Origin of the sequence: Pseudomonas brassicacearum (assembly GCF_918698105.1) — a bacterium.
In the GTDB taxonomy this organism is placed as follows: Bacteria; Pseudomonadota; Gammaproteobacteria; order Pseudomonadales; family Pseudomonadaceae; genus Aquipseudomonas; species Aquipseudomonas brassicacearum_F.
In genome coordinates this window covers 1-13,072 of the sequence record NZ_CAKKMI010000059.1, presented here as the reverse complement: position 1 = coordinate 13,072, position 13,072 = coordinate 1, and the positions used below count along the sequence as shown (strand labels likewise).

13 protein-coding genes are annotated in these 13,072 nt (G+C 61.6%); 6 read left to right on the top strand and 7 right to left on the bottom strand.

Annotation, left to right across the window (positions count from 1 at the left end; all coding sequences use genetic code 11):
• Window positions 1-5: 5 nt before the first annotated feature.
• Together LQ215_RS21035 and LQ215_RS21030 are read right to left on the bottom strand one after the other, a co-directional pair.
• Window positions 6-998, bottom strand: a complete 993-nt coding sequence (locus LQ215_RS21035; RefSeq protein WP_230152420.1) for an NAD-dependent epimerase/dehydratase family protein — start codon at window positions 996-998, stop codon at window positions 6-8.
• A gap of 85 nt (window positions 999-1,083) precedes the next feature.
• A complete protein-coding gene (locus tag LQ215_RS21030; protein ID WP_230152419.1) occupies window positions 1,084-1,983 on the bottom strand; it encodes a LysR family transcriptional regulator ArgP in 900 nt (299 codons plus the stop codon).
• Between the two features lie 97 nt (window positions 1,984-2,080).
• On the opposite strand from LQ215_RS21030, the gene LQ215_RS21025 reads away from it, so the two are divergent.
• The 4 genes from LQ215_RS21025 (at window position 2,081) to LQ215_RS21010 (ending at window position 7,413) form a co-directional block, all read left to right on the top strand.
• The gene (locus LQ215_RS21025) at window positions 2,081-2,683 is read left to right on the top strand and encodes a LysE/ArgO family amino acid transporter (RefSeq protein WP_230152418.1); all 603 of its coding nucleotides are present in this window, start codon (window positions 2,081-2,083) and stop codon (window positions 2,681-2,683) included.
• 175 nt (window positions 2,684-2,858) lie between these two features.
• Window positions 2,859-3,455: a superoxide dismutase gene (locus tag LQ215_RS21020; RefSeq protein ID WP_230152417.1), complete on the top strand. Its 597-nt coding sequence runs from the start codon at window positions 2,859-2,861 to the stop codon at window positions 3,453-3,455.
• A 295-nt stretch (window positions 3,456-3,750) separates the two neighbouring features.
• Window positions 3,751-5,802, top strand: coding sequence for a putative bifunctional diguanylate cyclase/phosphodiesterase (locus LQ215_RS21015; RefSeq protein WP_230152416.1), 2,052 nt, complete (start codon window positions 3,751-3,753; stop codon window positions 5,800-5,802).
• A 267-nt stretch (window positions 5,803-6,069) separates the two neighbouring features.
• Entirely contained in the window at window positions 6,070-7,413 is a 1,344-nt protein-coding gene (locus LQ215_RS21010; RefSeq protein ID WP_230152415.1) for an imelysin family protein, read from the top strand.
• Between the two features lie 194 nt (window positions 7,414-7,607).
• Here the strand turns inward: LQ215_RS21010 and LQ215_RS21005 are convergent, their stop codons facing one another.
• The 3 genes from LQ215_RS21005 to LQ215_RS20995 form a co-directional block, all read right to left on the bottom strand.
• Window positions 7,608-8,843 carry an RNA polymerase sigma factor gene (locus LQ215_RS21005; protein ID WP_230152414.1) on the bottom strand — a complete coding sequence of 412 codons (1,236 nt, stop codon included), beginning with the start codon at window positions 8,841-8,843 and terminating at the stop codon, window positions 7,608-7,610.
• A gap of 91 nt (window positions 8,844-8,934) precedes the next feature.
• The gene (locus tag LQ215_RS21000) at window positions 8,935-9,279 is read right to left on the bottom strand and encodes a YciI family protein (RefSeq protein ID WP_003198606.1); all 345 of its coding nucleotides are present in this window, start codon (window positions 9,277-9,279) and stop codon (window positions 8,935-8,937) included.
• A gap of 67 nt (window positions 9,280-9,346) precedes the next feature.
• The gene (locus LQ215_RS20995) at window positions 9,347-9,781 is read right to left on the bottom strand and encodes a YybH family protein (RefSeq protein ID WP_230152413.1); all 435 of its coding nucleotides are present in this window, start codon (window positions 9,779-9,781) and stop codon (window positions 9,347-9,349) included.
• 140 nt (window positions 9,782-9,921) lie between these two features.
• On the opposite strand from LQ215_RS20995, the gene LQ215_RS20990 reads away from it, so the two are divergent.
• The gene (locus LQ215_RS20990; RefSeq protein ID WP_230152412.1) at window positions 9,922-10,407 is read left to right on the top strand and encodes a GNAT family N-acetyltransferase; all 486 of its coding nucleotides are present in this window, start codon (window positions 9,922-9,924) and stop codon (window positions 10,405-10,407) included.
• A gap of 135 nt (window positions 10,408-10,542) precedes the next feature.
• On the opposite strand, the gene LQ215_RS20985 is transcribed toward LQ215_RS20990, so the two are convergent.
• Window positions 10,543-11,031, bottom strand: coding sequence for a GyrI-like domain-containing protein (locus tag LQ215_RS20985; protein ID WP_230152411.1), 489 nt, complete (start codon window positions 11,029-11,031; stop codon window positions 10,543-10,545).
• A 79-nt stretch (window positions 11,032-11,110) separates the two neighbouring features.
• Complete coding sequence (locus LQ215_RS20980; protein ID WP_230152410.1) at window positions 11,111-11,773, bottom strand: LysE family translocator; 663 nt, start codon at window positions 11,771-11,773, stop codon at window positions 11,111-11,113.
• 208 nt (window positions 11,774-11,981) lie between these two features.
• On the opposite strand from LQ215_RS20980, the gene alaC reads away from it, so the two are divergent.
• Window positions 11,982-13,072 (top strand): alanine transaminase (gene alaC, locus LQ215_RS20975; RefSeq protein WP_230152409.1); only part of this gene is annotated, 1,091 nt, incomplete at its 3' end.

The window sequence follows — 13,072 nt, the reverse complement described above, 5'->3', positions numbered from 1 at the left end:
GGCGATCAGCGGGCAGTCTGGACCTTCCACCAGGCGCAAAATTCATCGAGGGCGGTCCACAAGCTGACCTGCGGATCGTAATCGAGATAATGCCGGGCCCGGCTGATGTCCAGGGTGAAATCCTTGTTCATGACCTGCATGCCCAGGCGCGACAGCGTCGGTTCGGGGCGGCCCGGCCACAATTTGCAGAAACCTTCATTCAGGGCCGCGACACTATAAGCCAAGCCGTAGGAACGATAACGCCGGACCTGTGGGACTTCCATCTGGCGCATCACATAATTGACCACATCCCACAGCGGAACCGGTGCCCCGTTGCTGATGTTGTAGGCCTTGCCCAAGGCTGAATCGGTCGCCAGCAGGCTGCTGAGCAGCGCTTCGTTGAGGTTTTGCACGCTGGTGAAATCCACTTTGTTCAGCCCGTTGCCGACAATCGCCAGGCGCCCCTTGCGCTGCATTTTCAACAGGCGCGGGAAAATGCTCATGTCACCGGCGCCGGTCACGAAACGCGGGCGCAGGGCCAGCACTTCGAGGCCGAACTCCTGGGCGCCGAAGACTTTCTGCTCGGCCAGGTACTTGGTGGCAGCGTAAGGGTGCTTGAAGCGCTTGGGCACTTGCTCTTCGGTCAACCCAAGGTGGTCATGACCGTCGAAGTAGATAGACGGCGAGGACAGATGAACCAGGCGGCGAACCTTCTGCTTGAGGCAGGCCTCAACGATATTTTCCGTGACCTGGACATTGCCCTGGTGGAAATCCTGGTAGCGGCCCCAGAGCCCCACGGAGCCGGCGCAATGCACCACGGCTTCGACATCCAGGCACAAATCCCGGGCCAGCAGCGGGTCGCTCAGATCTCCTTGGACAAACTGTGCACCGCGACGCACCAGATGCTCCACGCTTTCGGCCCGGCGACCATTGACCCGCACATCCAGGCCTTGCTCCAGGGCGAATCGCGCAAAGCGTCCGCCAATGAAGCCGCTCGCGCCGGTGACCAGAATTTTCATGAATGCTCCTAAGAAATGCGGTTACGAGCCTCGCGCTACAACCTGCAAATTTATCTGTGCGCCGCTTTTACCTGCAGCTTGACGTTTACTGCGCCTCCCAAGGCACCAGCGACTGCCGGCAGGAGCGGATCAACTGTTCGGTCAACAAGCCGAGCAACTGCCCGCCATTGCGCCAATGATGCCAGTACAGCGGCACATCGATCGGTTTATCTGCCAGCAATTCCACCAGCACGCCTCGCTCCACCTGCTCGCGCGCTTGCAGCTCCGGTACGAGCCCCCAGCCCAGTCCGACTTCAGCAAGACGTATGAAACCTTCGGACGAGGGGCACAGATGATGCTCGAAACCGCCCTCCACGCCCACGGACGCGAGGTAGCGATGCTGCAGGAAATCATCCGGGCCAAACACCAATGCCGGCGAATGCGCCAGTTGATCGGCCCGCACCCCGTCGGGGAAATGCCGGGCGATGAACGCCGGACTGGCCAGCGCCCGGTAGCGCATCGCACCCAGCAAAACGCTGCGGGCGCCCGCCACCGGACGTTCGCTGGCGCAGACACACGCCGCCACTTCACCGGCGCGCATACGCTTGAGGCCAACGGTCTGGTCCTCCACCACCAGGTCGAGCAACAGGTGATGCTCGGCGCAGAAATCGCCCACGGCCGCCGCCCACCAGGTTGCCAGGCTGTCGGCATTCAGGGCGATACGCAGCCGTTCGGGCAAGCCCTCTTCATCCAGGGCCGGCACCAGGCTTTGCAGGTCGCGCTCAAGCAGACGCACCTGTTGGACGTGGTTGAGCAAACGGCGGCCGATCTCGGTCGGTGCGGGCGGCGTGGCACGCACCAGCACCGGCTGGCCGACCCGCGCTTCCAGCAGTTTGATCCGTTGGGAAATGGCCGATTGCGACAAACCCAATACCTGGGCCGCGCGCTCGAAACCGGCCTGCTCGACCACGGCAGCCAGGGCAGAAAGCAATTTGTAATCGAACATCAGTTTTCCTAATGAGCAATCAGCAGGATTGGTTTTTCTTATACAACTTACCGCCGGAGAATGGCCAGCATTCAGGTATCGATGGGGAGTAAAGATCATGTGGCAAAGTTATGTGAACGGTCTGCTGGTGGCCCTCGGGCTGATCATGGCCATCGGCGCGCAGAACGCGTTTGTGTTGGCCCAGAGCCTGCGCCGCGAACATCATCTGCCCGTGGCGGCGCTGTGTGTCACGTTCGATGCGCTGCTGGTCGCCGCCGGGGTTTTCGGCTTGGCGACCCTGCTGGCCCAGAGTCCGTTGCTGCTGTCGATTGCCCGCTGGGGCGGCGCGGCGTTCCTGCTCTGGTACGGCAGCCTGGCCCTACGCCGGGCCTGCTCGAAGCAAAGCCTGCAACAGGGGCAAAACCAGGCCGTGCGCTCGCTACGGGCGGTGCTGCTCAGTGCGCTGGCGGTGACGCTGCTCAACCCCCACGTCTACCTCGACACCGTGCTGCTGATCGGCTCCCTCGGTGCCCAGCAGAGCGTGCCCGGCGCCTATGTCGTGGGCGCGGCCAGCGCCTCGCTGCTGTGGTTCTTCACCCTGGCCTTCGGCGCTGCGTGGCTGGCCCCCTGGCTGGCTCGCCCAAGCACCTGGCGGATCCTCGACCTGCTGGTAGCGGCGATGATGTTTAGCGTGGCGGTGCAATTGATCGTCAACGGCTGATTATTCCAAACCGCTCTGGAACCTCTATCCCACACAGTTGTTGCGTGGTTATGCCGCACCCCCGGTGCTATGATCCGACTCCTGCGCCGCAAAGAGTACAAACTCCCCGGCGCTAGTCTGGCCGCCCGTGATCGGCCTTGCGCTCACCGCAACTGACCTGATTAGGAGAATCACCATGGCTTTCGAATTGCCGCCGCTGCCCTATCCACACGATGCCCTGCAGCCGCACATCTCCAAAGAGACTCTGGAATACCACCACGACAAGCACCACAACACCTATGTCATGAACCTGAACAACCTGGTGCCTGGCACCGAGTTCGAAGGCAAGACCCTGGAAGAAATCGTCAAGACTTCCTCGGGCGGTATCTTCAACAACGCCGCTCAGGTCTGGAACCACACTTTCTACTGGAACTGCCTGGCGCCAAACGCCGGCGGTCAACCAACCGGCGCACTGGCCGAAGCCATCAACAAGGCCTTCGGTTCGTTCGACAAGTTCAAGGAAGAGTTCAGCAAGACGTCCATCGGCACCTTCGGTTCCGGTTGGGGCTGGCTGGTGAAAAAGGCTGACGGTTCCCTGGCCCTGGCCAGCACCATCGGCGCCGGCAACCCGCTGACCAGCGGCGACACCCCGCTGCTGACCTGCGACGTGTGGGAACACGCCTACTACATCGACTACCGCAACGTTCGTCCGAAATACGTCGAGGCGTTCTGGAACCTGGTCAACTGGAAATTCGTCGCCGAGCAGTTCGAAGGCAAAGCCTTCACCGCCTAAGCGCCGATGCCAGACAAGAAAACCCGGCGTCGTGCCGGGTTTTTTTTGCCAGGCAAAAATGACCGCAGGCAAAACACCTTCGGGTCTGGACTCCAAGAAAAAATCCCTGGAGGGCTCAAGTTGCGGCGCCTTCCAACCGACACAATGGTCGTAGAGCAATCACTCTGGAAAAAACGTACATCGGTCAGGTTTCAAGCGAAAACCCTTGTGTTTGATTGTCCCTTTGACTGACATCACAGGATTGCCAATACTCATGGCAACTTGACGCTACCCGCACGGAACAAGGAACCACTCTTTGAAGCTGGAACTCAAGAACAGCTTGTCTGTGAAGTTGCTCCGGGTCGTGCTCCTCTCGGCATTGATCGTTGGCATGGTCTTGAGCTGCGCCCAGATCGTGTTCGATGCCTACAAAACCAACCAGGCCGTCGCCAGTGACGCCCAGCGGATCCTCGACATGTTCCGCGATCCTTCGACCCAGGCCGTCTACAGCCTGGACCGGGAGATGGGCATGCAAGTGATCGAGGGCCTGTTCCAGGACGAAGCCGTCCGCATGGCTTCCATCGGCCATCCCCGCGAAACCATGCTCGCCGAAAAAACCCGGCCCTTGCAGCACTCCGAAAGCCGCTGGCTGACCGACCTGATCCTGGGCAAGGAGCGCACCTTCACCACGCAACTGGTGGGACGCGGGCCCTATAGCGAATATTACGGCGACCTGAGCATTACCCTCGACACCGCCACCTACGGCGAGGGCTTCATCGTCAGTTCGGTGATCATTTTCATTTCCGGAATGCTGCGGGCCCTGGCCATGGGCCTGGTGTTGTACCTGGTCTACCACTGGCTGCTGACCAAACCGCTGTCGCGGATCATCGAGCACCTGACCGAAATCAACCCCGATCGCCCCAGCGCGCACAAGATCCCGCAGTTGCGCGGTCACGAACAAAACGAGCTGGGCCTGTGGATCAATACGGCCAACCAACTGCTCGAATCCATCGAGCGCAACACGCACCTGCGCCACGAAGCGGAAAACAGCCTGCTGCGCATGGCCCAGTACGACTTCCTCACCGGCCTGCCCAACCGCCAGCAACTGCAGCAGCAACTGGACAAGATCCTGGTGGACGCCGGACGCCTGCAACGCCGGGTGGCGGTGCTGTGTGTGGGGCTGGATGACTTCAAGGGCATCAACGAACAGTTCAGCTATCAAACCGGCGACCAGTTGCTGCTGGCCCTGGCCGATCGGCTGCGGGCCCACAGTGGTCGGCTCGGCGCACTGGCGCGGCTGGGGGGCGATCAGTTCGCCCTGGTCCAAGCCGACATCGAACAGCCTTACGAGGCGGCCGAACTGGCCCAGAGCATCCTCGATGACCTGGAAGCGCCGTTCGCCATCGACGATCAGCAAATCCGCCTGCGGGCCACCATCGGCATCACCCTCTTTCCCGAAGACGGCGACAGCACCGAGAAACTGTTGCAGAAAGCCGAACAGACCATGACCCTGGCCAAGAGCCGCTCGCGCAATCGCTACCAGTTCTACATCGCCAGCGTCGACAGCGAGATGCGCCGTCGTCGCGAACTGGAGAAAGACTTGCGCGAGGCGCTGGCCCGCGAGCAGTTCAGCCTGGTGTACCAGCCGCAGATCAGCTACCGCGACCTGCGGGTGGTGGGCACCGAAGCTTTGATCCGCTGGCACCATCCCGAGCACGGCCTGGTGCCGCCGGACCTGTTCATTCCCCTGGCCGAGCAGAACGGCACCATTATCGCCATCGGTGAATGGGTGCTGGACCAGGCTTGCAGGCAATTGCGCGAATGGCACGACCAGGGCTTCCTCGACCTGCGCATGGCGGTCAACCTGTCGACGGTGCAACTGCACCACGCCGAACTGCCGCGGGTGGTGAACAATCTCCTGCAGATGTACCGGCTGCCGCCGCGCAGCCTGGAGCTGGAGGTTACCGAGACCGGCCTGATGGAAGACATCACCACCGCTGCCCAGCATTTGCTGAGCCTGCGCCGCTCCGGGGCGCTGATTGCCATCGATGACTTCGGGACCGGCTATTCGTCCCTGAGCTACCTCAAGAGCCTGCCGCTGGACAAGATCAAGATCGACAAGAGCTTCGTCCAGGACCTGCTTGACGACGAGGACGATGCAACCATCGTCCGGGCCATCATCCAGTTGGGCAAGAGCCTGGGGATGCAGGTCATTGCCGAAGGCGTCGAGACGGTCGAGCAGGAAGCCTACATCATCGCCGAGGGCTGCCACGAAGGTCAGGGCTATTACTACAGCAAACCGCTGCCGGCACGGGAATTGGGCCTTTACCTGAAGCAGGCCGAGCGCAGCAAGATTTCCATCATCTAACTCCCCCCGAGCGCCAAGCCTTTGTAGGAGCTGGCGAAGCCTGCGATCTTTTGATCTTTCGCTTGAGACTCAAGTGTCCGGGGAAAGATCGCAGCCTCGCTTCGCTCGACAGCTCCTACAGACATTGCCGAAGGCGGCAATCTCCCATCATCAAATAAGAAATATTTACACCTGCAACCCTTTACACATAATGCAAATCTTTCGCATTATGTCGCAGTTTTGCGCACCCTCGCGCCTGTCCCATCCATCATCGAAGCAGGATTTGCCATGATTCGTATGCCCCTGGCTACCGCCAGTCTGCTGGCCATCGCTATTTCCCTCGCCGGTTGCGGCGAAGGCAAAGACAAGGCCGCCGCGCCACAAGCGCCAACGCCTGCCGCCAGCACCGCGGCACCGGTCGCCCCTGCTGCCGCTGGCAAAATCGACGAAACTGCCGCCAAGGCCGTTGTCGCGCACTATGCCGACATGGTCTATGCCGTCTACAGCGATGCCGAATCCACGGCAAAAACCCTGCAAACCGCCGTCGACGCGTTCCTGGCCAAGCCGAACGCCGAAACCCTGAAAGCCGCCAAGGCTGCCTGGGTCGCCGCACGCGTGCCTTACCTGCAAAGCGAAGTGTTCCGCTTCGGCAACACCATCATCGACGACTGGGAAGGCCAGGTGAACGCCTGGCCCCTGGACGAGGGCCTGATCGACTACGTCGACAAATCCTACGAGCACGCCTTGGGTAACCCGGGCGCCGCCGCCAACATCATCGCCAACACCGAAGTCCAGGTCGGCGAAGACAAGGTCGACGTGAAGGACATCACTCCGGAAAAACTTGCCGGCCTGAACGAGCTGGGCGGTTCCGAGGCCAACGTCGCCACCGGCTACCACGCCATCGAATTCCTGCTGTGGGGCCAGGACCTCAACGGCACCGGCCCGGGCGCGGGCAACCGCCCGGCGTCGGACTACCTGCAAGGCGCTGGCGCCACCGGCGGTCACAACGACCGTCGTCGTGCCTACCTCAAGTCCGTGACCCAGTTGCTGGTCAACGACCTGGAAGAGATGGTCGGCAACTGGAAGCCGAACGTGGCCGACAACTACCGCGCCACCCTGGAAGCCGAACCCGCCGAAAGCGGCCTGCGCAAGATGCTGTTCGGCATGGGCAGCCTGTCCCTGGGTGAACTGGCGGGCGAACGCATGAAGGTGTCCCTGGAAGCCAACTCGCCAGAAGACGAGCAGGATTGCTTCAGCGACAACACCCATAACTCGCACTTCTACGATGCCAAGGGCGTACGTAACGTGTACCTGGGCGAATACACCCGCGTCGACGGCACCAAGATGACCGGCGCGAGCCTGTCGTCCCTGGTCGCCAAGGCCGATCCGGCCGCGGACACCGCGCTCAAGGCCGACCTGGCCGACACCGAGGCCAAGATCCAGGTCATGGTCGATCACGCCAACAAGGGTGAGCACTACGACCAACTGATCGCCGCCGGCAACACCGCGGGCAACCAGATCGTGCGCGACGCCATCGCCGCACTGGTCAAGCAGACCGGTTCGATCGAACAGGCTGCGGGCAAACTGGGCATCAGCGACCTGAACCCGGACAGCGCTGATCACGAGTTCTGATCAACGCCGGCTGGCTGAAGGTTAACGCAGCCAGCCAAGCCACAAAACCTGTGGGAGCGGGCGTGCTCGCGATTGGGGTCTATCAGTCGACATTGATGTTGGCCGGTCTACCGCCATCGCGAGCAAGCTCGCTCCCACAGTGGTTTCTGACGTTTCGAAAATGCGTGATCAGCCATCACGATCCTTGTGGGCCATCACTGCAACCCCGCAAGCCGCCCTTCGATAAACCGCCGTTCCGGCAATTGTTGCGTCAGTTCGAGCGCTCGTTGGTAAGCGGCCCTCGCCTCGTCCAAGCGTCCCAGTTGACGACAGAATTCCGCCTGCGCCGAGTAGGCCAGGTGATAGTCCAGTAACTCCCCACGCCCCAGGATCGCCTCGACCAGGCGCAAGCCGGCTTCCGGTCCATCGCGCTTGGCCAGGGCAGCAGCGCGGTTGAGTTCGATCACCGGCGATGGCACGGCGCGCAGCAGCACATCATAAAGCCCGACGATCTGTGGCCAGTCGGTCTGCTCTGCCGTCGGCGCTTCGGCATGCACCGCCGCAATTGCCGCTTGCAGGCAGTACGGCCCGAACCGGCGGGTCTTCAGCGCGGCTTCCACCAACGCACAGCCTTCGGTGATCAGCTCGGCATCCCACAAGGATCGCACCTGTTCATCCAACAGGATCAGTTCACCGGTCGACGACGTTCGCGCCGGGCGCCGGGATTCGTGCAGCAGCATCAACGCCAGCAACCCCATGACCTCAGCCTCAGGCAGCAACTCCATCAGCAGGCGCCCGAGGCGGATGGCTTCGCGCGTCAGGTCTTCGCGGGTCAGCTCGGCACCCATCGAGGCCGAATAACCTTCGTTGAATACCAGGTAGATCACCCGCAACACGCTGTCCAACCGCTCCGGCAGTTCCGCGCGGGACGGCACTTGGTAGGGGATCCTGGCATCGCGGATCTTCGCCTTGGCCCGCACGATACGCTGGGCAATGGCCGCCGGGGCGGCGAGGAACGCCCGGGCGATCTGCTCGGTGGTCAGGTCGCAGACTTCCCGCAGCGTCAGGGGCACCTGGGCATCCGCCGCCAGGGCTGGGTGGCAACAGGTAAAAATCAGCCGCAGGCGATCGTCTTCCACGTCTTCGTCACTCCACTGGCCCTGCTCCAGCTCCTCGAGCTGGGCGATCAACAGCGGCCGGGACGCGGCGAAACGCGCGCGCCGGCGCAAACTGTCGATGGCCTTGAAACGCCCGGCAGACACCAGCCAGGCTCGCGGGTTGTCCGGCACTCCGTCGCGCTGCCAGCGCTCGACCGCAATGAAGAAGGCCTCGTGCAAGGCTTCTTCGGCGAGGTCGAAGTCCCCCAGCAGGCGAATCAGTGTCGCCAGGATCCGCCGCGAGTCTTGCCGGTAAACCTGCTCGACCCGCGCCTTGACCGCTTCGACCGACATCAGTCGGGCAGGCCTTGGGTCACTGGGCTGAGGGACAATGCAAAGGATGCAGGATCACGTTTCATCGAAATCATCCTGTTGTGAATGTTGCTCAGGGGTTCAGTTGGCGTACCGGTCGCACTTCGACGCAGCCGACCCGGGCCGCCGGGATATTGCCGGCGACCTGGATGGCTTCGTTGAGGTCCTTGGCATCGATCAGGTAGAACCCCGCCAGTTGCTCCTTGGTCTCGGCGAACGGGCCGTCGGTGATCGACAGCTTGCCGCCGCGCATGCGTACCGTGGTAGCGGTCTGCACCGACTCCAAGGCCTCGGCGGCCAGCATCCGCCCACTGCCCTGGATCGATTCGGCATAGGCCATGCATTCGGCGTCCTCCGGGCTGTCGGGCGAGTTGTGCAGCGTGTGTTCGTTGCTATACACCAGGCATAGGTACTTCATGGAAGGCTCCGCGATCGGACTGATCAACTATGGACGGCAGAATGAGGCTCGGCAATAAAACCGACGATCAGGGTTGCAGGTCGAACAGCGTCGTACCCGCCATCGGGTCGAACGGCGCGGACCAATGTTCATGGACGATCCGCCATTGCCCGGCTACACGCTGGTAGCAGGCCGTTACGCGCATCCAGCAGGCCTGTTCCTCGCCTTTGTCGTTGGTGCCGCCGCAATAGGCCAGCCAGTGGGCGAAGGCGATGTTCTCGGCCGGGGTAATCTTGACCTGATGGAAGTCGAACTTGTGCGGGCCGGGGCACATTTCCATGCAGGCTTGCCAATGGGCCCGGTACGCGGCCTTGCCCTTGAATTGCAGGGCCTGGATCGCGTCGAACGAGACGATGTCTTCGTCATAGAGCGCCATGACCTTTTCGACGTCCTTGGCCATGACCGCTTGGCGATAGGTGTCGATCAGGGCCTTGATTTCGGTTTCAGTGGCTTGGGTATTCATGGTGATTCTCCGCAGGTTTTTGTTGAAGACACCCTTTGTCGTTTGGAGAAACAGCGAATCGACAACCCAACAAAAATAATTCAAAGAAAAAATTCGCTAGAATCCAGATCCTATTCTGCTGGCAAACATTGGATGTTTTTGTGACCGCTCAGCTCGTACCCTACGAAGACCTGACCCCGCTGCAACGCGAACAGGTCAGTGCCATCGAAATCCACCCCGAACAGATCAAGTTCGCCGGCGATATCCACGGTGCCCTGCACACACTGCTGTCCAAGCCCGGCCCCGGGGTCAAAGGGTTTGCACTTTTGGCAGAAGAGGTGCCGGTGGCCTTCCTGCTGCTCAAGCGCCCACCGGTATTGCCCGCCTGGGCCAGTGAACACAGCGCCACCCTGCATGCCCTGCAAGTCGACCGCCGGGCCCAGGGCAAAGGTTATGGCAAGGCCTGCCTGCAAGCGCTGCCCGCCGTGGCGCGAGCCGCCTGGCCGGAAATCCGCGGGCTGGAGCTCTCGGTCGATGCCGATAACGACTCGGCCATCGGCCTGTACACCCGGCTGGGCTGGGTCGACAGTGGCGAGGCCTACAAGGGCCGCATCGGTTACGAGCGGCGGATGGGGTTGGAGTTTTGACAAACAGACTCAACGATCAATAGGCGCTAAATGTGGGAGCGAGCTTGCTCGCGATGAGGGCATATCAGTCGACATCGACGTTGGCTGATCCGCCGCTATCGCGAGCAAGCTCGCTCCCACAGGGATCCCCAACGATCAGCTCGGCTGGAGCGGGATCCAGATCTCCAGGGTGCCTTCGCCGGTCCTGGGGTTGAAGTCCTCGCTGTAGCGCTCGAACTCCGGCAATTGCGCCGCTGTATGTCCGGAATGCGGTAGCCACACGTTCCAGATGTATTGGAACGTGTCCGGTAGCTGTTTCAACGACCCCTTGTGTTCGAAGACGGCGTAATACCCCGGCTGTATTTCGATCCAGCGGTATTGTTCCGGCAGGTCGTCGAGCCGGCTGATTTCCACCCCTGCGATATATTCAAAACCACCCTTGCCGTCCGGGTTGCAACACACGCCGTAGGTCACTTCATCTTTCTGCCCTGGCACCTTGCCGAGCCAGGGCAGGAACTTTTCCCAGAGCAAAGGAATATCCTGGGCAGTTTCCTGGGTAAACCGGGCACCAAAGCCGGCGATGAGCTGAAAACGTCCCTGTTCAAAGCGCGGTTCAGCGGTGCAATCGCTTTTTTGCTTTTCCATGCGGCAACACTCCAGCAAACGTGAAGTCGGGCTTGGCAGTATAGAAGCCAAACCGTGATTGCCAGGGCCGTTTCGCTTGTCAGATTCCAGGCAAGGCGCTGGTGATGGCTTTTCCGACAAACTCGTTGTAGCCAGAAACGATCACGTACACCGCGAAATAGCAGAAGATCGCCGCGGATGCCCAATAGGAGTAACGCAGCAGTTTATCTCCCAACAATTTGCCGCCCTGGGTCGCCGCCAGGCACAGGGCCGCGCACCACAACAGCCCGGCGCAGAGAAAACCGCTGAGAAACAGCGCCGAGCTGAGCAAGGTGCCACCACCCGAACGCGCGATCAATGTCCCGCCCACCGCAGCGAACCAGAGGATGGCACTGGGCGATGACATGGCCAGGAAAATCCCGCGAAAGAACTCCTGGCGCGAGGAGTTGCCCTGCACCTCCCCAGCCTCGGCGAGCACGGCGCTGTGATAGATCGCCGAATGGACCATCTTCGCCGCGAAATACAGCAACAGCACCGAGCCACCCAGCCACAGCACCCAGCGCACCGCCTCGTATTGCAGCAGTACGGTCATGCCCGCCAGGGCCAGGACGGCGTAGACCAGGTCGCCCACGCAGGTGCCCAGGCCCAGGGCGAAACCCTGGAAATAACCGCGCTGCATCGCCAAGGTGATCATCGCAATATTGGCCACGCCAATGTCCAGGCACAGGGAGAGACTCAGCAGGAAACCGCTGGAAAATTCCATCATTCATTCCGTTCGATTGGGATACAGCGAATTCAACTGCCCGCAGCCGCCGTTGAAGGCTGCGTGGCGAGGTCGACAGTGTCGTCGAAAATAGTTGCGCGCCGCTACTGGACAATCCGACATCCGCCCGATTATCTTGCGCCGCAGGCCACCGCAGTGGCCAACGTCGCTCGGACGGTTCCGGGCGCTCACGTATCTCGAGGCAACAATGGCCGACCAAGGTTCGCCGCGCCGCTTTGCGCGCATCGATCGACTCCCCCCGTACGTATTCAATATCACTGCCGAGCTGAAGATGGCTGCGCGTCGGCGCGGCGAAGACATCATCGACTTGAGCATGGGTAACCCCGACGGCGCCACGCCCCCGCATATCGTGGAAAAACTGGTCACCGTCGCCCAGCGTGAAGACACCCACGGCTATTCCACGTCCAAAGGCATCCCGCGCCTGCGCCGCGCCATTTCGCGCTGGTACAAGGACCGCTATGAGGTGGACATCGACCCGGAAACCGAAGCCATTGTCACCATCGGTTCCAAGGAAGGCCTGGCCCACTTGATGCTGGCAACCCTCGACCAGGGCGACACCGTGCTGGTGCCCAACCCCAGCTATCCGATCCACATCTACGGTGCGGTGATCGCCGGCGCCCAGGTGCGTTCGGTGCCGCTGGTGCCAGGGGTGGATTTCTTCGACGAACTGGAGCGGGCCATCCGCGGCTCGATTCCCAAGCCGAAGATGATGATCCTCGGCTTCCCCTCCAACCCCACCGCCCAATGCGTGGAGCTGGATTTCTTCGAACGGGTCATCGCCCTGGCCAAGCAGTATGACGTGCTGGTGATCCACGACCTGGCCTACGCCGACATCGTCTACGACGGCTGGAAAGCCCCGTCGATCATGCAGGTGCCCGGCGCGAAAGACATCGCGGTGGAGTTCTTCACCCTGTCCAAGAGCTACAACATGGCCGGCTGGCGCATCGGTTTCATGGTGGGCAACGCGGAACTGGTCAACGCCCTGGCGCGGATCAAGAGCTACCACGACTACGGCACCTTCACCCCGCTGCAGGTGGCCGCCATCGCCGCCCTGGAAGGCGACCAGCAATGCGTGCGCGACATCGCCGAGCAATACCGCCAGCGCCGCAACGTGCTGGTCAAGGGCCTGCATGAACTGGGCTGGATGGTGGAAAACCCCAAGGCGTCGATGTACGTCTGGGCGAAGATTCCCGAAGCCTATGCCCATTTGGGCTCACTGGAGTTTGCCAAGAAGCTGTTGGCCGAAGCCAAGGTCTGCGTCTCGCCGGGGGTGGGGTT

Bases quoted from the DNA above. Each gene is read 5' to 3' on its own strand.
- LQ215_RS21035 (WP_230152420.1), bottom strand. From the start codon at position 998: ATGAAAATTCTGGTCACCGGCGCGAGCGGCTTCATTGGCGGACGCTTT.
- LQ215_RS21030 (WP_230152419.1), bottom strand. From the start codon at position 1,983: ATGTTCGATTACAAATTGCTTTCTGCCCTGGCTGCCGTGGTCGAGCAG.
- LQ215_RS21025 (WP_230152418.1), top strand. From the start codon at position 2,081: ATGTGGCAAAGTTATGTGAACGGTCTGCTGGTGGCCCTCGGGCTGATC.
- LQ215_RS21020 (WP_230152417.1), top strand. From the start codon at position 2,859: ATGGCTTTCGAATTGCCGCCGCTGCCCTATCCACACGATGCCCTGCAG.
- LQ215_RS21010 (WP_230152415.1), top strand. From the start codon at position 6,070: ATGATTCGTATGCCCCTGGCTACCGCCAGTCTGCTGGCCATCGCTATT.
- LQ215_RS21005 (WP_230152414.1), bottom strand. From the start codon at position 8,843: ATGTCGGTCGAAGCGGTCAAGGCGCGGGTCGAGCAGGTTTACCGGCAA.
- LQ215_RS21000 (WP_003198606.1), bottom strand. From the start codon at position 9,279: ATGAAGTACCTATGCCTGGTGTATAGCAACGAACACACGCTGCACAAC.
- LQ215_RS20995 (WP_230152413.1), bottom strand. From the start codon at position 9,781: ATGAATACCCAAGCCACTGAAACCGAAATCAAGGCCCTGATCGACACC.
- LQ215_RS20985 (WP_230152411.1), bottom strand. From the start codon at position 11,031: ATGGAAAAGCAAAAAAGCGATTGCACCGCTGAACCGCGCTTTGAACAG.
- LQ215_RS20980 (WP_230152410.1), bottom strand. From the start codon at position 11,773: ATGGAATTTTCCAGCGGTTTCCTGCTGAGTCTCTCCCTGTGCCTGGAC.